This is a genomic window from Pseudomonas sp. M5 (assembly GCF_016907075.1).
Taxonomy (GTDB): domain Bacteria; phylum Pseudomonadota; class Gammaproteobacteria; order Pseudomonadales; family Pseudomonadaceae; genus Aquipseudomonas; species Aquipseudomonas putida_E.
The window spans coordinates 1,493,500-1,519,536 of sequence record NZ_JAFBBH010000001.1; the positions used below are offsets into that span (position 1 = coordinate 1,493,500).

Genomic DNA, 26,037 nt, shown 5'->3' on the forward strand with positions numbered 1-26,037 from the left:
TTGCCAGCGAGGCGCCGGCAAAGCCCCCAATAGCTCCAAGCGTTACAGGCAGGTGGCCGCCGCCGCCCGCCGCTGCAAGGCCACGCCGTCGTTCTTCTGCGCGTAGTAATCCACCCGCGTGCCACCCGCCTGCGGGTAGACATCCACGAACGACTCCGCTTCGCGGGTATACACCGTCAGCCCACCTTGCTTGCGCGGCTCCAGGTAGCCACTGGCGTCGTCCCCGAACACATCCTCCTTCTGCCAACTGAACTGGATGCATTGGGCCACCCGCTCCGGCGCCTTTTGCGAATCGAGCTGTGCAGTCGGCTTGCCGCCACGGGCCGTATCCATGGTTGCAGAAGCGCAACCGACCAACACCAACGCCGCAGCCATCGGCAGAATTGCTCGCATGTTCCATCCTCGGGGCAAAAAAGAAAGCGACTCTAGCACTGCGCAGCATTGCGAGTGAATTGTCACACGGGGGCTGTTGTCGCAGATAAGGCATGCCGCCAACAGGAGATTGTCATGAAAGTACCTCGTCTTTTGCCTTCGCTGCTACTCGCCGCCCTGCCCTGCCTGCCGATGATGGCGTCAGCAGCTCCCTCGGCTGAAGAGAGCGTTACCGCACCAGAAACTCACAACCGCGAACTCAAAGTGGGCGACAAGGCCCCCGACCAGTACAAACGCGACGAAGAAGCCTTGACCGACTGGAAGGCCAAGGGCCTGCCAGCACCGGAGAAAGAAAGCCATTGGGTACGCATGGGCGACCACTATGTGCTTGTGCAGATCACCAACGGCGTAGTGCTGGCCATCCACCCGGCGTCCTGACTCACCCGGCAGCGGTCAACGCCACCATGTGCACTGTGTTGCGCCCGGCTGCCTTGGCCTGATACAGCGCCGCGTCAGCCTGGGCAAGCAGGCTCGCGGTAGTGTCGTGCGGGCCAGGCACACCGCACCACAGCCCTACGCTGAAGCGCAGCGTGATCTGGTCACCGGCAAAGTGCGCCGGGCTGAGGGCAATGGCCTCCCTCAGGCCCTGCAAGGCCACCATCGCGCCGTCACAATCGGCGTGTGGCAATAGCAACAGGAATTCCTCCCCCCCATAGCGGCCGAGACTGTCGCCGTTGCGCAGGCGTTGCTCCAACTGACGCACGCAATGGCACAACACCTCGTCCCCGGCCAGGTGCCCGTACAGGTCATTGATACGCTTGAAATGGTCGAGGTCGATCATCGCCACGGCCAAGCTGCTGCGTTCGCCACGGGCGCGGTCTAGCTCGCAGGCAAAGCGCTCGAGAATCGCCCGCCGGTTGTAGGTACCCGTCAGCACATCGCGCAAGGCCAGGTGCTTAAGGCGGGATTCGCTGCGCTCCTTGGCCATCAGCACCAGGCCGATGGAGTACATCATCACCGTTACCGTACCGATGGCGACGGAAATGCTCTGCTTGAGGTTGCTGGTGTCGTAGCGCATTTCCACGGCCGTGCCATTGACCACTGCAAGCGCACGCATGCCCAGCCCGACCAAGCTGACAACGGCGCCAATCTGAAGCAACAGGTGCGCCCTGCCCGGCCGCTCGACGTGACGCCGCACCCAGTACAGGATCAGCGCGCACTGCAGCATCAGTACCAGCGTCGCCAGCAGCATCCGCGGCTCCAGCGTGTCGAGCAGAAGCATCAGGCCCACCAACATGCAGGCGGGAATGATGAATACTTGCCGCCACGGCACAGCCTGCTCACGCACGCGAAACAGGCTGGCCGAATAGAACGCCAGGGCCAGTGATAGCAGGCTGTTGCCCACCCCATAGCTGAGCCACAGCGGGGCATGCCCATAAACGGTGTAGCAAACGTAGGCCAACGCGTGGGCGAGCAAGCCGCAAGCGGTAAGCCAGAGATTGTCTTGGCGATTGGACTGGCCAACCAGCAACAGGCAGAACGCCAGGATGGTCGCGACCAGCGCAACGGCGGCGAACAGCGTGGGTGTATGGGCGATCATCATGATTCACCGTGTGGCAGATGGCCGTCTTCTTTGCGGCCTGTGCGCAAGTCTAAGCGCCCAACCGCAGGCGAGCCATGACCGAGCGGGACAGAACAGCAGCCGGCAGGCACGCCATTCATCGTCGGCGCAGCAAAAAAATGCCCGTTCAGGAAACCAAACTGATCGATCACAGTCTCAGAAAGTGCCCCGTAAACCTATGCGGATCAAGGACCTATATCGTGATGACCCGCCTTGCAAGCCTTTCTCTGATCGCCGCTTTTCTGTTAGTTGCCGGCTGCCACCATCATCGCTACCACGATGATGACGGCGGATGGCGCGATGGCGACCGCGACCACCGTCACCATCAGCGGCATGACCGCGACGATAACGATCGCCGCCACCGTGACCACGACTACCGCTGACACGTCTTTGCAACCCACTCTTAACCTGATGAATCTCCGAGGCTCCCTATCATGCGTCTGACTTTGCCTTCCCTTGCCCTTGGCCTGCTGCTGTGCCAAGGCGCTTTCGCCGGTGACGGTACCGCCGCCATTGGCGGTGGCCTGGGTGGCGTCCTGGGTAATGTTGTCGGCCAACAGCTCGGCGGCAGCACTGGTGCAGCTGTCGGCGCAGGCCTTGGCGGCGCCGCGGGCAGCGCGGTGGCTGCGCGCAAGGGCAACCGCACCGAAGCCGCCATCGGCGGTGGCCTGGGCTCGGCCGGCGGTTCGCTGTTGGGCGGCAAGGTCGGCGGTTCGGCCGGCTCGACCATCGGCGCCGGCCTGGGCGGCGCGGCCGGTGGTGCCATTGGCAACCACCTGGGTGACAACAACGGCAAGAAGCATCGCCGTCACCGTCACTGATTCAGCGCAGCCTTTGCAGGGGCCCGGCTTGCCGCCCCCTGCATCGACCCCGCAAGTTCCAGCCGCCTGAATAAGGCAGACTCGCTCCCCGCTGACCCTCATCAACACCCTCTTCACCACAAGCTGCCACACTGACTGCTACTGTCTTTCGTGCCCCCTTGAGTGAAGGAACACCCCCGCCCCATGAACCAGGAACTGCTCTGGGTCCTCGGCCTGCTGGCTGTCGTCATCGCCCTCTTCGTCATCAACCGACCACGCATGGACGTGGTCGCGCTGCTGGTGATTCTCGCCCTGCCACTGTCGGGCATCCTCACCGTGGAGCAGGCCCTGGCCGGCTTCAGCGACCCCAACGTTGTATTGATCGCTGCCTTGTTCGTGATCGGCGAAGGGCTGGTGCGTACCGGCATCGCTTATCGCATCGGCGAATGGATGAGCGACCGCGCCGGCAATAGCGAAGCACGCCTGCTGGTGTTGCTGATGGTGTCGGTGGCCGGACTGGGCTCGGTTATGAGTTCGACTGGCGTGGTTGCGATCTTTATCCCGGTGGTACTGAGCATTGCCGCACGCCTGCAGATTTCGCCAAGCCGCCTGATGATGCCGCTGAGCTTTGCCGGCCTGATCAGCGGCATGCTCAGCCTGGTGGCCACACCGCCCAACGTGGTGGTGCACAGCGAGCTGGTGCGCCACGGCGAGCAAGGTTTCAGCTTCTTCAGCTTCACGCCGTTCGGCCTGGTGGTGCTGGTGCTGGGGATTGGCTACATGCTGCTGACACGCCACTGGCTCAACGGCGAAGTACGCAAGGATGGCCGGGTGGAAAGCCGCCGTACCCTGCTCGACCTGGTATTGGACTATAAGCTCAACGGCCGGGAGCGGCGTCTGCGCATTCGCGCGCAATCGCCGCTGATCGGCCATACCCTTGGCGAGTTGGAGCTGCGCACCCGGCATGGCGCCAACGTGATCGGTATCGAACGCCAGCACAAGTTCACCACGCGGGTGATCGCCGCCGATTCGAGCACCGTCCTGCAGCAGGGTGATGTGCTGCTGCTCGACCTGTTCGCCAACCGCGACGACCTACGCAACCTGTGCCAGACCATGCAACTGGAACCGCTGCACTTCAAGGCTGCCTATTTCATCGACCAGTCCCAGGAGCTGGGCATGGCCGAAGTCTCCCTGCCCCCCGGCTCGCAACTGGTCGGCAAAAGTATCCTGGACCTCGCCTTTCGTACCCGCTACGGCCTTAACGTGGTTGGCTTGCGCCGTGAGCAGACGGCGATCGACGAGCGCCTGGTGGAAGAGCCGCTGCGCCTTGGCGACACGCTGCTTGTTGTCGGCCCCTGGAAAGCGGTGCGGCAGCTGCAAAGCCAGCCAAAGGATTTCTTGGTACTGAGCTTGCCTGCCGAGATCGACCAAGTGGCACCAGCCCGTACCCGGGCACCCTATGCCCTGATCAGCCTGGCGGTGATGGTCGGGCTGATGGTCAGCGGCGTGGTACCCAATGTGATCGCCGCGTTGATCGGCTGCCTGCTGATGGGGGCCGGGCGCTGCATCGACATGAACAGCGCTTACCGCGCCGTTCACTGGCCAAGCCTGATATTGATCGTCGGTATGCTGCCCTTCGCCCAGGCGCTGCAGCAGACCGGGGGTATCGACCTGGCAGTGGGCGGGCTGGTCAGCCTGCTGGGCGGCGCCGGGCCGATCGCCATGCTCGCCTGCCTGTTCACGGTCACAGCGGTGATCGGCCTGTTCATCTCCAACACCGCCACCGCCGTACTGATGGCGCCCGTTGCCATCAGCACGGCAACACAGTTGGGCCTTTCGCCCTATCCGTTCGCCATGACTGTGGCCTTGGCGGCATCCGCGGCGTTCATGACCCCGGTTTCCTCACCGGTGAATACCTTGGTGCTCGGCCCGGGCCAGTACCGCTTTGCCGACTTCGTCAAGGTGGGCGTGCCCTTCACAGTGCTGGTGATGCTGGTGACGGTACTGATGGTGCCATGGTTCCACGGTTTATGACGCCAGAGGATATTGGCCATTATCCTGCGCGATCTCGGCAGATTGACATTGAGTGGCCTGCGCAAACAAACTGGGGTGTTATTGCCCCAGGTGCCCACAGCCGTTGTCCTGGATTTCGTCTCCGCTTGTCGGTCGAGCCTATGGTTTTTCCAGCCCAGTCGCGCTTGTTGCCCTATTTCGCCGTGTTCGGCCTGACCTTCGCCCTGACCCTGGGCGGCATCCTGGCACGGCCAATCGAATCCTTGTCCCTGTTCTGGCCCGTCAATGCAGTGCTGGCCGGTGTGCTGTTGCGCTACCCGCGCCACGCCACCCCGGTGAGTTTCACCCTGGCCTGGCTGGCCATGATCGCCGCCGACCTGGCTTGCGGCAGCGCCTGGCTCTCGGCGCTGTGGCTCAACCTGTGCAACCTGAGCGTAGTGGTGACGGTGTGGCTCTTGCTGTCACGCTTACCGCGCCTGCACCGGCGCATGCGCAGCCCGCAGGGAGTGCTCAGCGTATTCGGTGCCTGCGCGGCCGGTGCCATGGTGGCGGCTTGCATGGCCTGCGTGGTGGCTGCCCCGTGGTTCGAGCAATCGCTGCGCACCACCTGGCTGGCGTGGTTCAGCGAGCAGTTCTCGACCGCAGTGCTGGTGCTGCCGGTGCTGCTGACGGCGCCATCGGCGCGCGCGCTGGTCCGCAGTGGAGCCCAGGCCGTAAGCCTGCCCCCCTTGCTGGTGCTGCTGGCCTCGCTGGTCTTCAGTATCGCCTTCGGCGGACCGGGGGCCATTGCCTTCCCGATCGCAGCACTGCTGTGGTGCGCATGGACCTACTCACCGTTTCTGGTTTCATTGCTGACACTGACTACCGGCAGTACGCTGATCGTTGCGGTGGCGCAGAACCTGATGCATTTCAGCGCGCCGCAAAGCGAGCTTGGGGTCACCACATTGATGTCGGCCCGTCTGGGCATCGCCATGCTGGTGCTCGGGCCGCTGGTGGTTTCTTGCGTCAGCCAGGCCAACCGTAGCCTGCTGGCGCGCCTGGCGCATCAGGCCACCATCGATCACCTGACCGGAGCACTGACCCGCAGCGCCTTCACCCGCCGCGCCAATGCCCTGCTCGACAGCCGCCAGCAACATGCCCAGGCATTGCCGCTGACCTTGATGATGCTCGACATCGACCATTTCAAGTCGATCAACGATCGCCATGGCCACGCCGTAGGCGACCAGGTGCTGCGCCAGTTCGCCCACACCCTGCAAGACCAGTTGCATGAAGGCGAGCTGCTGGCGCGCATGGGCGGTGAAGAGTTTGTAATCCTGCTGCCGGGCCTCGCGCCAGACCGGGCCAACTTCACCGCTGAGCGCTTGCGCAGAGCGGTCCAGGACCTACACCTGGCGCAGGGCGACGAGCGCCTGCAGATCACCGTCAGCATCGGCCTGGACGGCTGCGCCGGGCATGAACCGGCGCCGGGTCTGGACGAACTGTTGGCCCGTGCGGACCAGGCGCTGTACCGCGCCAAGGCCCACGGCCGCAACCGTGTCGAACTGGCAGAGGCACAGGGCGCCGGGTAATTTGACTCACCCCATCAGCAAATCCCAGGACAACTTGGCGATCAGCACGCACAGCAAGACCAGGAACAGCCCGCGCACAAAGGCTGCGCCCTTGCGCACGGCCAGCCAGGTCCCGGTCAGCGCCCCAAGCACGTTGCATGCGGCCATGGGCAAGGCAATGGCATAAAGCACATTGCCCGATGGCACGAAGAACACCAGCGCCGCGAGGTTGGTGGCGATGTTGACCACCTTGGCAGAGGCCGAGGCGTGCAGGAAGTCCAACGCGAAAAAGCGAATGAACAGGAAGATCAGGAAGCTGCCGGTTCCTGGCCCGAACAGGCCGTCGTAGAAGCCAATGGCGCCACCGATCAGTACCGCCAGGCATTGCTCCTTGCGGCCGATCTTCGCCGGCGCGTGCAAGGTGCCGAAATCCTTCTTGCAAAAGGTGTAGATCGCCATCAGCACGATCAGCACCAGCACTGCCGGGCGCATCACGCTGGGCGGCACCAGCGACACCGTGGCCGCCCCTGCAAACGACATGATGAACGCACTGAGCGCCGCCGGCACGATCAACCCCCAGTCCAGGGTGACCTTGCGAATGAACGAGCGCGCCGCGAAAGCCGTACCGCACACCGATGCCAGTTTGTTGCTGCCAAGCAAGGCCGCAGGTTGCGCCGTGGGCAATACGTTGAACAGCGCCGGGATCTGAATGAGCCCACCACCTCCTACCGCAGCATCGATCAGGCCGGCGGCAAAAGCGAACAGGGAGAGTACGGCGATATCCATCATGGCGCGGTTCCAGGCAGTGAAAGCAGACCGCAAGGCTAATCAAATCGGCGCGCCTGTGTTGAAATGCCATATTGCAAAAACTGCAACCAGGAGACCTTCATGGCATTGGACATGCTGCGCGAAATCCAGGCCTTCGTCAGCGTCGCGCACAAACGCAGCTTCGTCGCCGCCGCCCGCGCCCTGGGCCGCTCGCCCAGCGCCGTGACGCGGGCAGTACAGGCTTTGGAAGACAACAGCGGGTGCAAGCTGCTCAACCGCAATGCCAATGCGGTGACTCTCACCGAAGCCGGCGAGCGGTTATTGCCCCACGCCGAACGCTTGCTCGATGTGCAACGTGATGCCGCCGATGAATTGGCCGCACTCAGTGGCAGCGCACAGGGCTGGATCCGCTTCGGCGTGCCGCAATTGCTTGGCGAACATGTGCTGCCCGGTGTGCTGGCGGCGTTTTCCCGCCGCCACCCCCAGGTAACGCTGGACGTCCACTACCGTGACGAGGCGCTTGACCCTTTGCTGGGCAAGCTCGATTTCGTGGTCCGCGGTGCGTTTCCACAATCAAGCGAGCTGATCGGTTACCCACTGTGGCGCTACCAGCGCCATCTGTACGCCAGCCCGGACTACCTGGCGCGCCATGGCATGCCCAAGCGGCCAGAGGACCTGGCTGACCATTCGCTGATCCTGCATACCGCCCCGCGCATTCTCAAGGCCTGGCACTTTTGCCAAGGTGACCGAATCACCAGCCTGCGCCCCCATCCAAGGCTGCGACTGAGCTCAGGCGATGCGGTCTACCACAGTACACTGGCCGGTGCCGGCATTGCCCGTCTGGCCGACTGGGTGGGCGAGGCACAAGTCAGTGCCGGCCGGCTGGTGCGTGTTTGCGCAGATTACCGACTGACATCCAGTACCGGCCAAGACCCGCAAATGCACGCTGTCTATCCTGCCGGCGAGTTGCCAGCGCGGGTCCGTGAGCTGCTGCTGGCCCTGCGCCAGGCGGGCAATGGGGGCAACCGGCAGGCTCGCTGACATCTGTTCAAATTCTGCTCAATTCAACAGAAGCCGCAAACGGCTTGGCTTACAGCATTTTATCCACAGACCTACCCACGTTTTTTGTGGACAGATTTCCCCGCGTAAAGAAGGACTTATCGCACGCGCAGTAGCGCTGCATTCGCCGCCTTGACCAGCTCGATCCACTCAACCGCACTGATCACGCCTGATTGCTCAAGCGCATCGGCACTGCGCAACGCCTGGTCGTATTCATTTTCTTCGAGAATGCCTGCGGTCAGGAAGCGGCTACGCCACTCCAGCAGCGCTGAAGGGTCCTTCTTGCATTCCATCTATATATCGACTCCAAGGTAAAAGGCCGGCCCACTGCCGCGACTCATTATGACGCGAGCGGGAGAGTACACGAGGCCTTTTCACTTGAGAACGACTTGCAGCTACCGCCAGTCTAACGGTATACCAAGGACCACTGCCGCAACGGCACGACGCTGGCCCCCTGGCAAAAGAGGCGGGCCGGAGGGGGGAGTTTTGTCAGCCTGGAGGGATGGTGCCCAGTAGGCCTACCAAAAGGGTGAGCAGAAGAAAACCACCCAGAAATAGCGCGAGCTTGCCCATCAGAACCTCTTCAATGTGATAGCAGGGATGAAAAGCATTATCGGCGCAGCGCTGATACGGATACAGATTCAGGTTTGATGAAAAAAGGCGTATCAGATGCGATCGGCCACGCATCCAGCCAAGCGTGCTCACCATGTGGCAGTGGTCGTGGGAGGTCACAAGAGCGCGTTTGACTTGTCGACACCGGCATACAATTGCAACTTTAAGTTTCAGTGCATAGCTGGCCAGCCTGCCAGCAGCATGATGCCTCTTTCAACGGTCAGGTCATCACAGGCTCAGCAATTACGGGCATCAGACGCAAGCCTGATCTACACGAATAGAAACAGCCTCTAAATTAATTTGTAGGAAGTTCTCCCCCTTACTGTAGGCCGCATCTTGGTGCCGAGTACCTGCTGTATGAAACCTCAGTTTCCGCAGCAATATCGAACTGCTAGGGTCCATTTTTCCTACAACGGCACGGAAGCCTTCAGCATGAGGGAAACATGGACCAGTTCAATACTTCTGGCCTGGGTCTGCAAAAATGCCTGCTCGCATTACGCAAAGAGCGGGATCTTCTGAAAGCACAGGGCAAAGATGAGGAGGCGCAACGGCTTACGCGAAAAATTGCGGGGATGGAGGCTACGCTGGCAGGGATGCCCCTGGAGATGAAGCCGCCGACGCTGCAGTAGCACTGCCCTTCCCTGTGCCGATGTTCGCTCGTCAACCACTGCGGGCTGAATATCGATTTGGGGCCGCTTTGCGGCCCATCGCCGGCAAGCCAGCTCCCACAGGCACAGTGCAGACCTCAAGAACTGCATGGTATCTGTGTGGCCGGCTTGCCGGCGATTGGCTGCGTAGCAGCCCTGATAACGCTAACTGACAGGCATTACCCCTAGCGCTGCCTGCATCCAGAAATGCACTGCAATCGATCCTGATAATTAATTTGTGGCGTGTGCGGATCCTGCCTACCGTGTGTCATCACTCAAGCCTGGGAAAAAGGCCCGACCATGAATGACCGCGAGTTCATCAATGCCATCGACGCCGATGGCCTGCCCCTGCACATTGCCGTAAAGAACGGGCGCATCACCCATATCGGCCCGCAGCGCGCCAGTGAGCCGGCCCGCGAAACCATCGACCTTGAAGGGCTGCTGGCGTTGCCTGGGTTCGTCGATGGCCACATTCACCTGGACAAGAGTTTCGTCGGCGACCGTTGGCGCCCGCACCAGAGCGTGGCCTCCCTGCGTGAACGGCTGGCGGTGGAAAAGCGCGAGCTCGCCAGCGCCCCGCCTATTGTCGAACGCGCCGATGCCCTGATTCGTCAGGCCGCCGCCTTCGGCACCCTGGCCATGCGCTGCCATGTGGATGTGGACGCCACCACCGGCCTTGCCAATCTGCGCGCCATCCTCGAAGCCCGCGAGAAGTGGAAAGACCTGATCGACATCGAGCTGGTGGCTTTCCCCCAGGCCGGCGTGGTGACCTGCCCCGGCACTGCCGAAGTAATGGAGGCTGCCGTACGCGAAGGTGTGCAGGTGGTGGGCGGTATCGACCCGACCACCCTGGACGGTGACGCCGAAGCGCAGCTGGACATTGTTTTCGGCATCGCCGACCGGCACGGGGTGAAGGTAGATATCCACCTGCACGAGCCAGGTGACATCTGCATAGCCCAGCTCGAACGCATCGCCGCGCGTACCCAGGCACTGGGCATGCAAGGTTTGGTGGTGGTGAGCCATGCCTATGGCCTGGGTGATGTTGTCGACAGCGTGGTGGACCGCACCGCCGAAGTGCTGGCCGGTGCAGGCGTGTCGATCATGACCAACGCCCCGGGCGAGCACGCTTTCCCGCCCGTGCTGCGCCTGCGCGCAGGCGGTGTGCGAGTGTTCACCGGCAACGACAACATCCAGGACGCCTGGTGGCCCTACGGCAATGGCGACATGCTGCAACGGGCCATGTTGGTCAGCTATCGCTCGGGCTTCAACACTGACGAGGAACTGCGGGTAGCGCTGCACATGGCGACCGAAGCCAGTGCCGGGGTGATGGGTAAAAAGGGCTATGGGCTGAAGGTAGGCAACGAAGCGAGTTTTGTGCTGTTCAAAGCCCCGAATGCTGCCGCTGCGGTGGCGGCAGCGCTGCATGAACGGGTGATCGTGCGCCACGGCGCGTTCTGGGGCGGGCCTGCGCAGTTGCAACTCAAGGCGTCGCAGTTTGCTGCAGAACTTCGCCGCAGGTGATGTAGGTGATCCCAGGACTAGAACTCCACCTTGCCCCGACCCGCCTTGACATTGCTCCGCCTGGCTTTGCCTTCCAGGCGGCGGGTCTTCGAGCCGAGGGTCGGCTTGGTGGGGCGGCGTTTCTTCTCGGTCTTGCCGGCTGTGGTGATCAACTCGGCAAGACGCGCCAGTGCGTCAGCACGGTTCTGCTCCTGGGTGCGGTACTGCTGGCCCTTGATGATCAACACGCCCTCGCCGGTGATGCGACTGTCGCGCAGCGCCAGCAGCCGCTCTTTATAGAACTCGGGCAACGATGAGGCAGGGATGTCGAAGCGCAGGTGCACGGCGCTGGACACCTTGTTGACATTCTGCCCACCCGCGCCCTGCGCGCGGATGTATGTCAGTTCGATTTCGGCATCCGGTAGATGCACGTTATTGGAGATGGTCAGCATGACATGGCCCTTGTAATTGCGCCCATTATCACAGGGTTCTCCGTTCTCCCATAGAAAACCCCGGTTTCTGGATAGGTGTCGGCCGTGCCGGCTTTCCGGCGATGTGGCCCATACTGATTACAGAGCATTGGATTGCTGCCCGCCATAGGCTGACATAGACCGATCAAAACACCCACATCTTGAGCGCTGGAAACACCAGGAAATCAGATTTTCCCTCGTCCTTGTAGCCCATTTCCCAAACATACTCGCACTGCGCTTTTTTCCGTCGCGGCCACTGTAGCTGCGCTCCAGTCTCGGCATGTCGTTGCTCATCAACGATACAGCTTTGACAGGCTGTGACGGTAAATCCCACAGACAGTCTCAGTTTTATGGTGGCTGTGTGTGTGGGCACGCTTGCGTGCGCCGGAGTTTTTCGTGATTTTACCGCCGGTCTGTCAACCCACGTACAGCTGCCCCCCCCCGCGACGCAGATGCCCTCAGGAGAAGCGTGAAGATCTCCCGCAGCGTGCGAACCGCTTCGAGGCGCCTCAACCTAAGTAAGTGGTTGTTGAAGAACAGCGGCTTGCCCTTAGCCTTACGCTTCTTGTTCAGCAGACTCGGGGCAGCGATGTCAGCAATGCTGCACATTGGCGCAGTTCAGCATTACATCGCCTTGCAGGTACGCCATCACGCAGCCTCTCTTCCCCGAAACGAACGCCCTACGGCCTCCAGCTCGCCACATGCATCTCCCTGAGGTACCAATCGAATGTCCACCCGACGATTTTCTGCGCGACCATTCACGGTGTCGTTGCTGCTGACCGGTTGACTGGCGGCAACACCTTGGACAGCAAAGCAACTGTCCGGGATATCGCCCATACGCTGCATCCAGTCGCGAACAGCGGAAGCGCGGGCACGAGAAAGATCGAGATTCTTGGCTGCATCGCCTCGCGCATCCGCATGCCCGGAGATAACGATCAACCAGCCAGGCTGGGCCTTGATTCCAACCAGTGCATTGACCAGCAGCTTGGTTGAACCCGGCTTGAGTTCGGCACTGCCAGGATCGAACAGGTTCAAGCTGTCGAGTTGGATTGGATCGGACGTAGGGGGTTCTTTGGCTTGCCTGGATGACCACTCTTGCCAACCTAACCACCCCAAGCATGCAATAGTGACCATCAGCAGCAGCAACCACGGCAACACGACACGCTTCTGCGCCGGAGGCTCGACTACAAATGTGTAGGTCGAAGGGGCAGAAACGGCAGCAGCCATTTGAGGCGTGATGGATGGCTCAGCAATCGTCGCCCAGGATTGCAGAGGAAGCGGCATCGCCGCCACCCGGCCTCCTGGCATACGCTGCAGGAGGCTGGCCAGTTGGTTTCGGAAGACCTGCAGCGCAACCAAAGGTGCATGGCCAAGGCGTTCCAAGCGGTGCTCCAGGCGGTTCAACTCGACAATCAGTTCGCTCAACCCCGCCGAACTCGACCTGCCCCACGCCACCATGCGAACCAAGGGATGCAACTGAGTAAACAGCCATGCAATGAGATCGATGCGAGCTGACGCCTGCACTGGCCATACGCGCGGCCACTCATCGCTCAGTGTAGCGAGCAGCGCCACACCCTCGGTCAAGCCCGTCACACCCGTGCGGTAGCTACGCGCCAGTACGAACGCCACCGCCGTCTGCAGCTCAATCCCGTTCAGCTCGAAGAGTCGCAAAGACAACCCCTCAACTTTTGCCCAGTCCACATCGGGACAGGCGGGGTGCGTGAGCTTGGCCAGCTCACCGTGCAACACCTTGAACTCATCGAAGTTGCCTGGATCCCCACCCAAGCGAACACGCATCCCAAAAAGTGCCGTCATCTGGCCCCCTGTCAGTTCCATTGCACGGGAAGGTAGCCTTCCTGCTTGAGGTGACGCACCACAACCCTGCCTTCGGCGCCGAGTGTGGTCCCAAAGGACGCCCTGCCGCCGCCCTTGATGACCACGTCAAGGGCATAGTCAAGATGGCCAGGGCGAGACTGAGGTATCAGCTGAACGCTCACCTGCGCCAGCCGGGGCTCGTAGCGGCGCAACGTGCGGGCGATGTCGTTCATCAAGCCATGTGCTGAAGCCGGTAGCCCTTGCAGCACTGTGCCCATGTCCGGCAAGCCATAGTCGGGCAGATGCGAGAGTGATCCTGCACGGCTGTTGAGAATGCGCTGAATGTTGTCCAGCACCGAGAGGGTCAGCTGGTCATCTTCATTCACCTGGTCCAGCGCTAGCTCACCGCAAAAGTTCCGCAACAGGATTTCGTAAAGAGAAGGACTGGTTTCAGGCATGCAGTCAGCCCTCCACGCGCTGTCGGAGCGTCAATCGGTTATCACCCAGTTCGAGTACTCTGGCCTGATCCGGTTCGAGCTCGTCCCGCTGCAAGACAACGCGCCACGTATTTTCGATAACGTCTGGACTTCGGAACAGCGCAACCACAGCAACATACCGAGCGTCGCCTTGTAGAGGTGTACTCAGCTGCGCCGCCTCGCCGGGCTTTATCACCACCACGCGCTCATCGAGCAGATCATCGCGAAGCACTCGCTCACCTTGACTTACCAGTTCGTCATAGGTGGCGTTCTCCAACGCCTTGCTGTCCTTCAACTGGTAGACCCGCACCAGCACCGGCACCGACAATCCGCTCATCTCTTCGACATCGGTATTTATCGCTGACCGGCCGTTGAGATCCAGATGCAGCGTCTTTACTTGCTTGTAGAAGATCGCTTGGGCAGTAGACGCCGTACCGTCTGCAACCTTTTGTGCAAGGCCACACCCACTCAGTACTGCAACAAGTGTCGATGCCGTGAAGCATTTAAAAACGGTACGCCACATGCTGTACCTCCTTCCTGCAAGGGTTCGGCTGCAGACCTTGATATCGGCCCAGGTTAATCGTGATCGTGTCGTCTTGAGCCAATGCGAGTACGCCCTCTGCCCGCGTCAACACAGCGGTCATGCCAAGCATCGACCGAGTGCGTCCTAGTACAGGAGCCGGCACCATCTCACGTGGAATTGAGAGCTGCAGCAGCGCTGTACAACGCCACCCCAGATACACTTCAAGCAACACGCGCAGATCGGCTATCAGCCGGCCACCAGGAAGCCACTCACGCGCTTCATCCTGGTCCTCGGTATACAGCCGCAGGCGCAGCTGGCTGTTCGCGTCGTGCCCGACAGCGCCCAACGGCATGCCCTGGCCCAAAGTCACCGGACGCTCTGGTGCAAGGCTGGCGGGCTGCTCAAGCACAACACTCTGCGGCCAATGCCCGGTCACGTGCGTATCCGTGTGTGGCGCCAGCAACTTCACCAACGCACCAATCCCCTCCACGTTGCGCGTGGGAAGACGCATGACGCTAAGCAGGGCCAGAAAACGTGACATCGGTGTGGCGATACGCTCTGCCGTACCGGGAATGCCCAACCCGATCAAGCCCAATAAACACTGTGAAGTGGCATCGCGCCCACCCGGTTCGAACGTTGCCGGGTAGGAGTACTTGCGCCAGATCCGGTAGAACTGGGTGAATATTCGATGGTTGAAGATATCGAGGAAGTGCTCCAGCGCCTCATGGCCTTCGCGTCGCAGGGCGATATCGTCCAGATAGGCCGTGGGCAAAGGAGAGTCGACGCCATACAAACCCAGCAGCCGGGTGCGCACTGTCAGCGGTCGGTGTGGAGCAGACTCGTCGATTTCAATGGCCTTCAACTCGCCTGCTGGAAATCCCATTCCAGGATCTGGCCGTAACCTGATTAGGTCATCGCCGGGATGTGCAGTGCTGCCCAACGGTGGTTGTTCAGCCAGCACCTGTTCCAGCACTTGGCAGAAGCGGTAGACGTTAGCCGTCGACACCTGTTCAGCCAACACATGCACAATGCCCTCGGCCTTCAACCGGGAATACGCTGACTGTGATGTTCGCTCCATCGCAGGCACCTCCCCGTCGGCTGCAAAATCATCGTCAGTTGAGTGCACAAATGAATGTCCGCATACAGAGCGAAGAACCGGCTGAGCATTTCACCAAACAGGCAGATATCCCCCTCGCCTGAAAAGCCATTGCTATCGACCGTCACTTCGATATCCACACCTCGCAGCAAGAAGCCTTTTTCAAAGCGCTGGATCAGGTGATGCTTGACGTCGACAATGGCCTCCAGACGGCGGCGGTTGGTTTCGCTACCCGTCCACTCGTACAAGGCCAACGTGCCACGCAGTACTTCTGCACTGTTGAGCATCGGTAGAAAATTCGACCCCAGGTGACTGAGTACCCGCCAGTGAAAACGGTCGCGATTCGGCGGGTAGTACGGTAGGGTCGGCGCGGTCAGGTTGCGGACTCGCAAGCCTGCCTGTGTGGACTGCGCCGCAGCGTCGAGCAACGTACTGCGCAATGCTTTGCGCGGCAGCTGGCCATTGGTACCGGTCAGGCGCAACGACAGGCTTTTGCGATTGAGCAATACATCCTTGTCAAAGCCCTCCCCGCCAAGAATCAGCCAAGTGTCATGAAGACCATTGGCGCCGCGTCTCAGGCGGGTATGAAAATAGCGCTCAGGGGCCTCATCGCGAAGCATCCCCCCTTTGTGACGAAAGCTGCTGAACGGCACGTAATCCTGACGAACGCTGTCTTTCGCTCCAGAAACCTTGTCTACCGAGTAGATCTCTGTATGACCGTCCTGCAAGCGCATTGGGCGAAGCAAGTATTCATTCTGCAACGGGTCCAAGATGAGTGGATCGGCCTCTAGTGCAAATAAGTTGATCACGGGGACCGCGTGCAAACGAATGTGCTCTTGCGTCGGCGTAAACGTATGCGACCAGGGCTCACTGAGTACTACTTCAAGCTCGAACCACGGCGCGTGCGCAGGCAGCACGAGCGATTCCAGGCCGCAGAGCGTCACGAACATGAACTTCTCGCGGAACGTAAAGTACTCCAGCAACAACTGATAACCGCTGAAGGCGCTGTCGCCTTTAGGCCAAAGGCGATCATCGTCCGCAAACCCCTTTGGCTTGAATTGCCCCGCAAATGCCTTGCGCTGCGCCGCGCCTGGCAAGCGCACATGCAGCGCCTGCACGTTCAATGTCAGCGCCTGGTGCAACACACTGGCAAGCGCCGCGTCGGCATTCAGATACAAGGGAATGTGCGCAAGATCGAGTTGATCCCAGTCGGCCAGTGCTCCACGCGCGAAGCGTAGGCGTAGAACTGCACGTCCATCGGGCTCATGGTCAAGTCGCACGGTTTCCAGATTGAGCGGCCGTAGCGTCAAATCCTGCGTGGTGGAGTAGCGGCAGCGGGTACGGTGCTGCCCCACCGGCTGTGACAGCACCTGAAAGCCTCTTGCGACCTCCTCGCTGCCCTTCATCTGATTGACATCTGGCATCAGCTCGACGATGGCCAGCGATGGGATGGTACGCAGGTAATGCGGCCACAGCAGGCTGACCAGCCCCTCCGTCAGCTCAGGCAGGTCATCGTCCAATTTCTCACGCAGACGCCCCATCAAGAACGCAAAGCCTTCGAACAAGCGCTCCACATAGGGATCTTCAGCGCCGGGTTTATCCAGGTTGAGCTGCGCCGCCCGATCCGGGAAAGCTTGGGCAAACTCCTTACCTGCTTCCCGCAAGTAGCGCATTTCAGCGTCGAAGTAACGCAGGGTTAGGTTGTCCGTAGTCAAAACAGATTCCTGATCAAAGTGAATTAACTGCACAGGATTGCAGCGCGTACCGGGTCAATGGATACGAGTGCTGCCAACTGGTGTTCCATTTGCCGCGCCAGCGCAGGCCGGTCTGCGTCGTTGCGCTGGGCCTTCAAACGCAGCAGCTTGAGTAAACGCGCCTTGACCTCGAAGAGCAGGTCGGGCTCCCAGTCGGCAAATGTGTGGCGTTGCGCGGCAGCGTCCAGCTCAGTGAACAAATGAATGGCCAGCTCGGCCTTGCCGCACTGTTCGGCCACTCGCGCCATCAGCAAACGCAGTAACCAACGTTGCCGCCCGATCTGCACGTCTGGACGGCTCGCCAGCCACGCCAGCGCGTGCTCCACGCCATTAGCATCCGCTTGCGCCAGTGCCTCGGGCTCCAAGGCGAATATTTCGCATGCAGCCGCCGACGATGCGGGGGCCGCTGTGGGCAGCCATTGTTCTGGGCGATTACCGCTGACCTGCTGGTTGATCCACTCACGCGTGGCTTCATCGGCGAATGGCGAGCCATCGCTCCAACACAGTAACTCCACGCCCGGCAGGCGTTGCAGCAGCATGCCCAGATCGTGTTTGACCACATCCGCCCAGCTCTTGGAGGGTTCAGCTGATTTGCTCAGGGCCTGATGGAGATACCATTGCAAATCCAACCAGAAGTGGTTGACGCCTTCGGCATACATTTGCTCGACCTGATCAATCAGCTCGTTCCAGCTTTGCTGCAAGTGCAAGCGCTTGAGCTGAGCGCGATACTCGCCGCGAGGCGGTGCCAGACGGGTAACCCCCTGCGCAGTTTGCGGCGGCAGTTGATGCACGGTGTCCCAACGCAAACTCTTCATCAGCCGATGCGCCGCCAACCACCCTTCTGGTTGATCACGTAGATAGCTGGCTAGCCCTCTACCACTGTCCAGCAGATCTCGGCCCGACTTTATGGGTGTTGGGCTCGGGCCTGCCGTCCTACTGTCTACGGGTGAATCACTGCCAGTCTGAGGGACGATTGCATCGACACCTCCCGACACAGCGAGTCGGGCAGTGAGGGCACCGTACAACGCGTCCAGTCCTGGCCGTTGGTCTTCAGGCCAATGGCTGAAGCAGTGCTCCAACCATACCAAAGCAGCCACCGTTCGCTCGGTTTCAGCCTTGACCACCTGTGGGTACAGCGACAGGCTTTCCAGGACCCTGCTGCCGGCAAGCCACTCCAAGGCCATCTTGCGGCTGTTGCCACGCACAGGCAGGATGCCGTCGGCATAACGTTCCATTAACGCTGCCAACAAGTTCAAGCCATCCGCCAAGCCTGCCTCACCGTCCCGGTGCAAGCGTGCCCAGAGGTAGTAAGTGGCAACGCGAAGGTCTTTACACGAGTGCTGGAGCAGCTTCTGCCCCAGTTGCGCCACCAGCTCCACATCCGCCCCGGAAAGCTTGTTGACCTCCTCGCGCATACGCTGGAAGTCGTCGTCATAAACCGGATCCTCGCCTACGGGCGCGTCATCACGGATGGGGGTCAACCAGGTTTTCCAGCACTCGCTGTGCTCGCGCGCCACGGCCAGTGGCTCGCAACCGGGTAAACAGCTTTCGATCAGGCTTTTCAGACTCATTCGATGCCCCCATTCTGCGCGTACTGCGGCGTGTTACGGCCATCGACCAGAAAGATCTCTCGCGGCAAGCTGAACCCTCGCAATTTGAGCAGCGCAAGCGGGCCTTCCCCCAACTCGGTGCGCAAGTGCCAAGTGAGGCGCAAACCATCTGGCGCATCCAACACGATCCGGAAGCGGCTATCGCCGTCGTCCAACGCCGTGACATTGGCCTGCTCCAGCAGACGAATCAGTCCCCAGGTGCCCTGGTAGTCCGCAAAGAGACGTTCGCCGGTATAGACACTGCTCCACGTAAGGCTGATGCCGGGGTGGCCACCCTGCCCGGGCCAGTGAAAGCGTTGCCAGCTTTCTCGCTGGTTGAAGTAATGGTGCTTTTCACCATTGAGCACGAACGTGGTCTGCACCACATCACGCACAGGTTTGCCTTGCAGCTCGAAGCTCAAGCCCATACCGCCATCGGTGTACAGCACATCGGCCAGACGACTGAGCTGATTGATCGCTGTCAGAAAGTCCGGGTTGAAACGCAGCCCCTGGCTTTGCCGCGGGTCTGCCACCCAGCGGCTACCTTCTTTTCGTAGAAGCCCCGTGAGCTGCTGGGCCAGAAACTGTTCGATCCGCCCGGAGTCGGCGCGGATCATCTGCCCCAGCATGGGCAACGAGGCGCCACTGCTGGTGGCCGCGAAGGGATACCGGCCGCTGAAAGCACCCTGCCACTCGTCGACGATCGAGCGCTGCCACGCCCTGTTGAGGCCTGCCGACGACGGCTGCAGAATCTGTTGCCAGGCCTGATCCAGCGGCTGCACGAAGAGCGTATTGGCAGCCGCGCCCCAGTCGGCGCCCAGGCTGGCGGCGATCAGGTTGCCATAGGCCTGGGTATCGGTCAGGTCCACGCTTTTACCTTGGAATACCGTCTGCGCCAAGGCCTGGATCATTGCTTCAGGATCGGGCGCATTGACCACCTGCTGCAGCTTCAAGCGCACGCCGGTGACCCGCGTGAGGAAGGTTTGCAGGCTCAAACGGTCATCGCCCGATCGCCCTTCCGCCTCCTTTCCCAGCAACGCCATCAAGGGGCCAAAGGTGCTGTCGAGCGGGCCGTTTGGTGTTTGGGGAAGTTGATCGACTATCGGCGCTGCTTTTTGCCCCACCAACTTCTGTGCGGATTCAATCAGGGAATCGGCCAAGGCCTGGCCACGAACGCCTGCCTGGCCCTGGTAACTCAACGTGTTCATCAGGGCGATAAATGGCGACTGACGCACATCGCTCATCAGCGTCAACTGTGCAATCACATCGCTCAGGCCATGGCTCTGCTGCCAGCGCAGGCTGTTGAGGAAGCCCAGCCAGGCACTGCTGTAATCCTGGAAGTAGCGCGTGGTCAACCGCTCGCTGAGTTCGTCGGGGCTCAGCTCCTTGGCAATGTCGTTGGGGTTGTCGCTGAGCACCCAGTCGATCTCTTCGCGGCGCGCCTGCGCCGCCTCTTCAATGGCTGCACGTACCCGCCCTTCCCACGCTTGGCGGGTGAACACACCGGGGACCTGTTCAGCACTGGCGAACAAGGCGGTTGCATCGGTGTCGCCGACCATCTGCTGCAAGCCCAACGCCGGGTAGTGGTTCGCCGCGGTGTCGAGGACCTGCTGATACAGGCTGCTTTCGGCGTTTCGCTGGCCCAGTTCGCGCAGCAGCACGTGACGCGTTTGGGCGATCAACCTGGGGTCGGCCTTGATCGCCCAATCCGGGTGATCGGGCAGATGCTGGCCGTAGAACGTCCACAGTGCCGGTTCGGCAGCGCCCAAGGTCTCGGCCAAGAAAGCCGCATCGGCTTTTTCCGGGCGCGCCAGCATCAGATAGGCTTTGAGGTAGTTGTACGTCAGCTGGGCCCGCTTGGCGCGCTGGGGACTCGCCGGAGGTAAGTTGACCAACGCCTTGAGCCGTTTTTCCAGTTCAGAGACGGCGGGGTCACGGAGCAGTTGGTTATTGGCTTGCGTATAGAGCGGCCACACCGCTTCGCGCAGGTCGTGGGACCGGTTCAGGCCAAAACGCTGGTACCACGGTGCGCCGTGTTCTGATCGATAGTCCAGGCGGGAGAGTTCGCGTACAAGCTCGCCCAGTGCCTGTTGAGTGTCGGTGCCTGTTACAGGTTGCTGAAGCGCCCTGTACGCCACCGCTATCTGACCGACCTCGGCACGGTTGCTGGCAAACGACAACAGCAAGCCGATGCCCCAGATGGAAGCTAGGCCCAGCGCAGAAACGTAGGCGACTCTGCCTGGGTGCCAACCCAGTCGTCGGGCTCGGGCAGAGCGATCGCTGAGGATCCCTGACCATGCAGGGTCTTCTGGCCAGTGATGATCCACGCGAAGGTTGTTCTGGAGTCGCAGCGGTAAGCTGAACCACACTCCACGCAACCAAACGTCGCGTCGCCGGAACAGCGCGGACAATGCAGCGCTCCATCCGGAGACACCCTCGGTCGCAACATCGCGAGACAACCGAAGCAAGAAATCATGATCAGAGTCTTTTTGAAGCTGCGATAGACCCTGCTCACGTAAGGGTTGTGCGAGCATGCCTAAGTGGTCGGCGAGCCGCACTGGCGTTAATGGTACCGGGAGCATGCAGCCTACCGCTCCGATTTCGCGCGCGTGCTGCGGCCACATACTGTCGCAGACCTGCCACACATGCAGCAGCAATTGGCAGCGAAGGGTTTTGGCCAGATTCTGCAAACGACGAACGCTATCGTTCATCGCGCTCACGTTATTGCTTTGGTCTTTGTTCAACACCCAGACCACCCCATTGAGCGCACGGCTGCGACATAGGCCGCGCCACTGCAAAAGCAACGCGTCTTGCGGTTCACCTTGGATGCTGCCGGCCCACAGCAGCACGGTGTTTTGCCCTTCCAGCCAACGCTGCTCGCTCAACCCAGGGGCAATCGCCTCGATCTGCTCAGACTCACCGACCACCAACAACAGTCGAATTTTGCGCCGCCAGAAGAAGCCGTAGCGTCCATTCAAATGCGCCCTCAACTCGGGTACGCCGAATGGATCCTCAGCATTAGAAACCACGTTACTGCCAGTCGAACGAGTCCAGTTGACTCCGAGCTTTTGTCCCATCAGAGCAATAAAATCTCTCGCGCCCAACATTCGGATAGCCAATTCGCCGACGCCATCGAGAAAGAGAAATATCAAACAGCCGATCAACAACACTGCTGACCATTGCAAGCGTGCAGTCTCACTCCTCACCTGCACTACGGGATTATCGACCCAGATCAATACCCCACCCGCAACGAGCAAACACAGGATCACTATCCAGACGCTGATTCTCTTCTTTTTCACGATCAATCCCTATTTCAAGATCTCATGCAGGCCGGACAATAAAAATTTGAGCAGAGGCATCCTGTAGCAGGACCACCTGAGGACCGTCTTCTGCCTTGGCACACTCACTAGCAACGATTAATGCGACATTACCTACTGCACATCCCGGCAAACCAAACGAATCATCCAATCTATGACACCTGGCCACGTTAAAAGGGAAACGTGCTGCATTCACAGCGATACTTGTCTCACGTAAAACGTCACCAGGCACCTGAGCCTGCCAACTGAAGTACGTTTCTTCTCCGGCACGCAGTTGCCCCCAAAGAAATGCATCGGTAACTGCATCCTTGATCGAGCGACCAGGGCATTCAAGTTGGACAGGGCGATGAACCAGAGCGATCGAATCAATTTTTTGCGTGTTACACCACTGCGAAGAGCCCAACAACACAGCTGTCACGGTCTCAGCCTGTTCAGCAACGGGGTTTAGAAAAAGATTAATCTCGACGGACACTAACAATGGATGTCGTTCCGGCGCATCCAACCAAGCGTCCAGCCACATTATGCCATCATCGTCCATCGCAAAGACCACGCTATCAGTTAAACGGTGGTTGGTGGTAACTGCAGACCAAATGGACAGAAGCTCTTCATTGCAAAGTACTTTGTTATGCCTGATACGAACATCCACAGCAAGACTGCGCGCCCCCATCTCTAAATCAGACTCCAACCCACGTACAACTTGCTGTAAAAATCCACGTAAACGCTTAGCGTATTCGGACTTTGAGTTATTTTGTACCGGCGGTTTTAATTGGCTCAACCGCATTGTCAAGGCTTGTCCTTCCAGATAAATAGGTTGGAGAGGCTTACTACCCAAACGCAGGGCCTGAGCAAGTTTATTATTACCCGCCCCTGAACAATAGGACACGGCCAATACGGCAACCGTACGCTGGCCGCGCCGAATGAGTGACTGCTCCAACTCATCGCGGCTCTCATTCCAACTCCCTATATAATCTCGATGTTTCTCGTACGCCAACAAACGCAGTGCGTAGAACACTAACCCGGTAATCAAAGCGCCTAATAAAGCGCAGATCCAAAACCAAAATGATGTATGCCAACTGTCCACCCGCCAAAGCAGGACCATCAACCCGCCAACTACGAGCGAACAAAGCAAGATGACCACACCCCATCGCCAGTGCCGAGGTTGCCGGGGTAGCATTCGCCTCTCGGGTAATGAGCTCAGGTCAACTGCCATCTCACAGCCTACCTGCTTGAGGAAGCGACGTGATTAACTCACAACCACAGGAACAGCAATGACCGTCTAAAGCAATGGGCCGACCTTTAACTTTCGAACCTGTATCCCCCTCTGCTATTTCATTCACGCCGTGCCCAGGTATTGGACAAAAAACAGCATCACCTACGCAAGCGACATCAAGCTGCATAAATTTCAATCCACTGGTACCGGCAAGTACCTTGCCTCCCGAAGACAGTTTGTCGCCAACACGAATAACTCCGCGCATATAATTAATCACCAAATAATAAAATCATCACCCGCCTTTCAGGCAGCCTACATTTAAATGCTCTCTCTGAAATATAGAACTCACTACTACTCAATCCGCTTGTAACTATTAACAACACATCGAGCCGTTTTATCGCGCAACACAATCATTTTATGTTCAAATGCATAACCATGCGGATTCGCAGAGGTTCTGTGCACATTCACTCCTCCTCCCCAGCTTGGATTGGCATTTGCCTGACCACGTACAACTTTTGTATCCCGGCCAAAGTAGTCCTTGGTAACTGGTGTCTCCGGCCCCTGGGGGTCAATTTCAGGGGAGTACTGATAATAGTTTTCGTCATACCAATCCTTAACCCACTCCAGCCCATTATCCGACATGGCATAAAGGCCCAACGGATTGGGAGGAAACCTGTCTACCGGCAAGGGCGTAAGCACGCCCGTTCTCCACCCCATTTTTCTAGCAAACTCCTTACGATCTCGAGAAGTAGAAATGTTAATTCCTTTTGGCCCTCCCCCATCTTTAGTAAAACCATCATTTGTCTGCCTATAAGTACCGTCATCAGTGGCGACCATCAAAAACTGACCACGGCTGCGTGCCGCGTACTCCCACTGGGCCTCAGTGGGTAATGAGAAAGGAAGATTGGACACTTTAGCCAGCCAGTTGCAATAGCGGTCGGCCTCATACCAGTCCATATGCGCTGGCAAATTAGGTAAAGAATGAATGTTCTTCCAATCCTCCTGTCTATCCCCCTCCTCAAAAGAACGCAAATCAAGACCATTGCTTTTAAGATACATCTCAAATTCTTTATTTGAGACCTTAAATCTTGCAATAGAAAAGGTGCTCAACTTGACCTTATGTACTGGCCGACTGTCTTCATCACCATCATAAGACATTTGCTCCGCCCCATACTGCAAGCCATAATCCCCCATCAAATATTCACCACCCTCAACAAACACCAAGTCCCTTTTTACTTCTTCGACAAAATGCTTCATTTCTATCGAAGTTATCCTGACCTCCTTATAACCAACACCACTCGCCAACTGGTCACAGCCTGACAGACTAAAAAAAACCAAGAAAAATATAGGCGCCTTAAAAATCTTCACGACCACTCCAATTAGATTCCCTCAGACAACATCCGCACCACAAGGACCAAACTTGCAGCGTCGCGAATAATTCGGATTACGACCAACACTTAGCTTACAATAAACTGTATCATTCATAGCGAGCGCATAACCAGAAGAACTAAACTCTTTCAACCGATCATAAATTATGGCCAGTTCGCTTCGCTCATATTTTATTTTATATAATCCTCTATCTCGATCCTTCCCTAACTTAAGAAAGTCTACCAAGCTTCGCTCATGCCGCTCGACGGCCTCCAACTCAAAGTAACCTTATACCCTTAGCTTCAGGTGTGTAGCGCAACAGATCCGTTTCTCGCTCTATAATATTTTTAGCTAACAGATTCCTTCGCTTTGAAGCGTCAACATTCGTCTTCGCCTCATCAGCCGGCTCACGAACTTATTCAAATCCCCCTGAGGCACAGCCCTCATTACTGTTAAATTTGATCAGAACTATTAACAACACATCTAGCCGCTTTATCGTCCAATACAATCATGTCATGTTCAAATGCATAACCATGCGGATTCGCAGAGGTTCTGTGCACATTCACTCCTCCTCCCCAGCTTGGATTGGCATTTGCCTGACCACGTACAACTTTTGTATCCCGGCCAAAGTAGTCCTTGGTAACTGGTGTCTCCGGCCCCTGGGGGTCAATTTCAGGGGAGTACTGATAATAATTTTCGTCATACCAATCCTTAACCCACTCCAGCCCATTATCCGACATGGCATAAAGGCCCAACGGATTGGGAGGAAACCTGTCTACCGGCAAGGGCGTAAGCACGCCCGTTCTCCACCCCATTTTTCTAGCAAACTCCTTACGATCTCGAGAAGTAGAAATGTTAATTCCTTTTGGCCCTCCCCCATCTTTAGTAAAACCATCATTTGTCTGCCTATAAGTACCGTCATCAGTGGCCACCATCAAAAACTGACCGCGGCTGCGTGCCGCGTACTCCCACTGAGCCTCAGTGGGTAATGAGAAAGGAAGATTGGACACTTTAGCCAGCCAGTTGCAATAGCGATCGGCCTCATACCAGTCCATATGCGCTGGCAAATTAGGTAAAGAATGAATATTCTTCCAATCCTCCTGTCTATCCCCTTCCTCAAAAGAACGCAAATCAAGACCATTGCTTTTAAGATACATCTCAAACTCTTTATTTGAGACCTTAAATCTTGCAATAGAAAAGGTGCTCAACTTGACCTTATGTACTGGCCGACTGTCTTCATCACCATCATAAGACATTTGCTCCGCCCCATACTGCAAGCCATAATCCCCCATCAAATACTCACCACCCTCAACAAACACCAAGTCCCTTTTTACTTCTTCAACAAAATGCTTCATCTCTATCGGAGTTATCTTGAGCTCCTTATAATCAATATCACTCGCCAACTGGTCACAGCCTGACAAACTCAAAAAAACCAAAAAAAATATAGACACCTTAAAAATCTTCACGACCACTCCAATTA

The 26,037-nt window shown here is 58.6% G+C and carries 25 protein-coding genes; 8 read left to right on the forward strand and 17 right to left on the reverse strand.

What is annotated here, in order from left to right; genetic code table 11:
* Window positions 1-42 precede the first annotated feature (42 nt).
* On the reverse strand, window positions 43-393 hold the full coding sequence (locus JOE27_RS06875; RefSeq protein ID WP_125923966.1) for a hypothetical protein: 351 nt from the start codon (window positions 391-393) through the stop codon (window positions 43-45).
* Window positions 394-507: 114 nt separating this feature from the next.
* Between JOE27_RS06875 and JOE27_RS06880 the strand changes: the two genes are divergently transcribed.
* On the forward strand, window positions 508-810 hold the full coding sequence (locus JOE27_RS06880; protein ID WP_046785718.1) for an RcnB family protein: 303 nt from the start codon (window positions 508-510) through the stop codon (window positions 808-810).
* Between the two features lies 1 nt (window position 811).
* Here the strand turns inward: JOE27_RS06880 and JOE27_RS06885 are convergent, their stop codons facing one another.
* Window positions 812-1,972 (reverse strand): diguanylate cyclase, encoded by a 1,161-nt coding sequence (locus JOE27_RS06885; protein ID WP_204920625.1) that lies wholly within the window; start codon window positions 1,970-1,972, stop codon window positions 812-814.
* 224 nt (window positions 1,973-2,196) lie between these two features.
* Here JOE27_RS06885 and JOE27_RS24805 point away from each other — a divergent pair, with 224 nt between their 5' ends.
* The 4 genes from JOE27_RS24805 to JOE27_RS06905 all read left to right on the forward strand — a co-directional run bounded on the left by JOE27_RS24805 (window position 2,197) and on the right by JOE27_RS06905 (window position 6,374).
* Window positions 2,197-2,376 carry a hypothetical protein gene (locus JOE27_RS24805; RefSeq protein WP_080516485.1) on the forward strand — a complete coding sequence of 60 codons (180 nt, stop codon included), beginning with the start codon at window positions 2,197-2,199 and terminating at the stop codon, window positions 2,374-2,376.
* A gap of 51 nt (window positions 2,377-2,427) precedes the next feature.
* On the forward strand, window positions 2,428-2,814 hold the full coding sequence (locus JOE27_RS06895; RefSeq protein ID WP_012315066.1) for a glycine zipper domain-containing protein: 387 nt from the start codon (window positions 2,428-2,430) through the stop codon (window positions 2,812-2,814).
* A gap of 183 nt (window positions 2,815-2,997) precedes the next feature.
* Entirely contained in the window at window positions 2,998-4,827 is a 1,830-nt protein-coding gene (locus JOE27_RS06900; protein WP_204918358.1) for an SLC13 family permease, read from the forward strand.
* A 125-nt stretch (window positions 4,828-4,952) separates the two neighbouring features.
* Complete coding sequence (locus tag JOE27_RS06905) at window positions 4,953-6,374, forward strand: GGDEF domain-containing protein (RefSeq protein WP_204918360.1); 1,422 nt, start codon at window positions 4,953-4,955, stop codon at window positions 6,372-6,374.
* 6 nt (window positions 6,375-6,380) lie between these two features.
* Here JOE27_RS06905 and JOE27_RS06910 read toward each other — a convergent pair whose 3' ends face one another.
* Entirely contained in the window at window positions 6,381-7,142 is a 762-nt protein-coding gene (locus JOE27_RS06910) for a TSUP family transporter (RefSeq protein WP_115274382.1), read from the reverse strand.
* A gap of 99 nt (window positions 7,143-7,241) precedes the next feature.
* Between JOE27_RS06910 and JOE27_RS06915 the strand changes: the two genes are divergently transcribed.
* Entirely contained in the window at window positions 7,242-8,162 is a 921-nt protein-coding gene (locus JOE27_RS06915; RefSeq protein ID WP_161872265.1) for a LysR family transcriptional regulator, read from the forward strand.
* Between the two features lie 116 nt (window positions 8,163-8,278).
* Here JOE27_RS06915 and JOE27_RS06920 read toward each other — a convergent pair whose 3' ends face one another.
* The gene (locus tag JOE27_RS06920) at window positions 8,279-8,473 is read right to left on the reverse strand and encodes a hypothetical protein (RefSeq protein ID WP_115274380.1); all 195 of its coding nucleotides are present in this window, start codon (window positions 8,471-8,473) and stop codon (window positions 8,279-8,281) included.
* Between the two features lie 196 nt (window positions 8,474-8,669).
* Window positions 8,670-8,888, reverse strand: a complete 219-nt coding sequence (locus JOE27_RS06925; RefSeq protein ID WP_174142157.1) for a hypothetical protein — start codon at window positions 8,886-8,888, stop codon at window positions 8,670-8,672.
* A 347-nt stretch (window positions 8,889-9,235) separates the two neighbouring features.
* On the opposite strand from JOE27_RS06925, the gene JOE27_RS06930 reads away from it, so the two are divergent.
* Together JOE27_RS06930 and JOE27_RS06935 are read left to right on the forward strand one after the other, a co-directional pair.
* Window positions 9,236-9,421, forward strand: a complete 186-nt coding sequence (locus JOE27_RS06930) for a hypothetical protein (RefSeq protein WP_046785709.1) — start codon at window positions 9,236-9,238, stop codon at window positions 9,419-9,421.
* 318 nt (window positions 9,422-9,739) lie between these two features.
* Window positions 9,740-10,960, forward strand: coding sequence for an amidohydrolase family protein (locus JOE27_RS06935; RefSeq protein ID WP_119687431.1), 1,221 nt, complete (start codon window positions 9,740-9,742; stop codon window positions 10,958-10,960).
* A gap of 17 nt (window positions 10,961-10,977) precedes the next feature.
* On the opposite strand, the gene arfB is transcribed toward JOE27_RS06935, so the two are convergent.
* The 12 genes from arfB to JOE27_RS06995 all read right to left on the reverse strand — a co-directional run bounded on the left by arfB (window position 10,978) and on the right by JOE27_RS06995 (window position 26,023).
* Complete coding sequence (gene arfB, locus JOE27_RS06940; protein ID WP_046785705.1) at window positions 10,978-11,391, reverse strand: alternative ribosome rescue aminoacyl-tRNA hydrolase ArfB; 414 nt, start codon at window positions 11,389-11,391, stop codon at window positions 10,978-10,980.
* 666 nt (window positions 11,392-12,057) lie between these two features.
* Window positions 12,058-13,224, reverse strand: a complete 1,167-nt coding sequence (locus JOE27_RS06945) for an OmpA family protein (RefSeq protein ID WP_115275510.1) — start codon at window positions 13,222-13,224, stop codon at window positions 12,058-12,060.
* Window positions 13,225-13,235: 11 nt separating this feature from the next.
* A complete protein-coding gene (tssE, locus tag JOE27_RS06950; protein WP_115274377.1) occupies window positions 13,236-13,682 on the reverse strand; it encodes a type VI secretion system baseplate subunit TssE in 447 nt (148 codons plus the stop codon).
* 4 nt (window positions 13,683-13,686) lie between these two features.
* Entirely contained in the window at window positions 13,687-14,223 is a 537-nt protein-coding gene (tssJ, locus tag JOE27_RS06955) for a type VI secretion system lipoprotein TssJ (RefSeq protein ID WP_115274376.1), read from the reverse strand.
* Window positions 14,204-15,301, reverse strand: a complete 1,098-nt coding sequence (tssG, locus tag JOE27_RS06960; protein WP_204918363.1) for a type VI secretion system baseplate subunit TssG — start codon at window positions 15,299-15,301, stop codon at window positions 14,204-14,206. The genes tssJ and tssG overlap by 20 nt, the downstream gene beginning before the upstream one ends.
* Window positions 15,265-17,034 (reverse strand): type VI secretion system baseplate subunit TssF, encoded by a 1,770-nt coding sequence (gene tssF / locus JOE27_RS06965; RefSeq protein ID WP_204918365.1) that lies wholly within the window; start codon window positions 17,032-17,034, stop codon window positions 15,265-15,267. Before tssF ends, tssG begins: the two co-directional genes overlap by 37 nt.
* A gap of 23 nt (window positions 17,035-17,057) precedes the next feature.
* Window positions 17,058-18,644 (reverse strand): type VI secretion system protein TssA, encoded by a 1,587-nt coding sequence (gene tssA, locus JOE27_RS06970; protein ID WP_204918367.1) that lies wholly within the window; start codon window positions 18,642-18,644, stop codon window positions 17,058-17,060.
* On the reverse strand, window positions 18,641-21,961 hold the full coding sequence (locus JOE27_RS06975; protein WP_204918371.1) for an ImcF-related family protein: 3,321 nt from the start codon (window positions 21,959-21,961) through the stop codon (window positions 18,641-18,643). Before JOE27_RS06975 ends, tssA begins: the two co-directional genes overlap by 4 nt.
* Window positions 21,962-21,983: 22 nt before the next feature.
* Window positions 21,984-23,078 (reverse strand): hypothetical protein, encoded by a 1,095-nt coding sequence (locus JOE27_RS06980; protein WP_204918373.1) that lies wholly within the window; start codon window positions 23,076-23,078, stop codon window positions 21,984-21,986.
* A gap of 112 nt (window positions 23,079-23,190) precedes the next feature.
* Window positions 23,191-23,454 carry a PAAR domain-containing protein gene (locus tag JOE27_RS06985; RefSeq protein WP_115274372.1) on the reverse strand — a complete coding sequence of 88 codons (264 nt, stop codon included), beginning with the start codon at window positions 23,452-23,454 and terminating at the stop codon, window positions 23,191-23,193.
* 86 nt (window positions 23,455-23,540) lie between these two features.
* Window positions 23,541-24,557, reverse strand: coding sequence for an SUMF1/EgtB/PvdO family nonheme iron enzyme (locus tag JOE27_RS06990; protein WP_204918375.1), 1,017 nt, complete (start codon window positions 24,555-24,557; stop codon window positions 23,541-23,543).
* A 452-nt stretch (window positions 24,558-25,009) separates the two neighbouring features.
* Window positions 25,010-26,023 (reverse strand): SUMF1/EgtB/PvdO family nonheme iron enzyme, encoded by a 1,014-nt coding sequence (locus JOE27_RS06995; RefSeq protein WP_204918378.1) that lies wholly within the window; start codon window positions 26,021-26,023, stop codon window positions 25,010-25,012.
* Window positions 26,024-26,037 lie beyond the last annotated feature (14 nt).

Coding starts and splice junctions, on each gene's coding strand:
- JOE27_RS06875 (WP_125923966.1), bottom strand. CDS start 393: ATGCGAGCAATTCTGCCGATGGCTGCGGCGTTGGTGTTGGTCGGTTGC.
- JOE27_RS06880 (WP_046785718.1), top strand. CDS start 508: ATGAAAGTACCTCGTCTTTTGCCTTCGCTGCTACTCGCCGCCCTGCCC.
- JOE27_RS06885 (WP_204920625.1), bottom strand. CDS start 1,972: ATGATCGCCCATACACCCACGCTGTTCGCCGCCGTTGCGCTGGTCGCG.
- JOE27_RS24805 (WP_080516485.1), top strand. CDS start 2,197: ATGACCCGCCTTGCAAGCCTTTCTCTGATCGCCGCTTTTCTGTTAGTT.
- JOE27_RS06895 (WP_012315066.1), top strand. CDS start 2,428: ATGCGTCTGACTTTGCCTTCCCTTGCCCTTGGCCTGCTGCTGTGCCAA.
- JOE27_RS06900 (WP_204918358.1), top strand. CDS start 2,998: ATGAACCAGGAACTGCTCTGGGTCCTCGGCCTGCTGGCTGTCGTCATC.
- JOE27_RS06910 (WP_115274382.1), bottom strand. CDS start 7,142: ATGATGGATATCGCCGTACTCTCCCTGTTCGCTTTTGCCGCCGGCCTG.
- JOE27_RS06915 (WP_161872265.1), top strand. CDS start 7,242: ATGGCATTGGACATGCTGCGCGAAATCCAGGCCTTCGTCAGCGTCGCG.
- JOE27_RS06920 (WP_115274380.1), bottom strand. CDS start 8,473: ATGGAATGCAAGAAGGACCCTTCAGCGCTGCTGGAGTGGCGTAGCCGC.
- JOE27_RS06925 (WP_174142157.1), bottom strand. CDS start 8,888: ATGGTGAGCACGCTTGGCTGGATGCGTGGCCGATCGCATCTGATACGC.
- JOE27_RS06930 (WP_046785709.1), top strand. CDS start 9,236: ATGGACCAGTTCAATACTTCTGGCCTGGGTCTGCAAAAATGCCTGCTC.
- JOE27_RS06935 (WP_119687431.1), top strand. CDS start 9,740: ATGAATGACCGCGAGTTCATCAATGCCATCGACGCCGATGGCCTGCCC.
- arfB (WP_046785705.1), bottom strand. CDS start 11,391: ATGCTGACCATCTCCAATAACGTGCATCTACCGGATGCCGAAATCGAA.
- JOE27_RS06945 (WP_115275510.1), bottom strand. CDS start 13,224: ATGACGGCACTTTTTGGGATGCGTGTTCGCTTGGGTGGGGATCCAGGC.
- tssE (WP_115274377.1), bottom strand. CDS start 13,682: ATGCCTGAAACCAGTCCTTCTCTTTACGAAATCCTGTTGCGGAACTTT.
- tssJ (WP_115274376.1), bottom strand. CDS start 14,223: ATGTGGCGTACCGTTTTTAAATGCTTCACGGCATCGACACTTGTTGCA.
- tssG (WP_204918363.1), bottom strand. CDS start 15,301: ATGGAGCGAACATCACAGTCAGCGTATTCCCGGTTGAAGGCCGAGGGC.
- tssA (WP_204918367.1), bottom strand. CDS start 18,644: ATGAGTCTGAAAAGCCTGATCGAAAGCTGTTTACCCGGTTGCGAGCCA.
- JOE27_RS06980 (WP_204918373.1), bottom strand. CDS start 23,078: ATGGTCCTGCTTTGGCGGGTGGACAGTTGGCATACATCATTTTGGTTT.
- JOE27_RS06985 (WP_115274372.1), bottom strand. CDS start 23,454: ATGCGCGGAGTTATTCGTGTTGGCGACAAACTGTCTTCGGGAGGCAAG.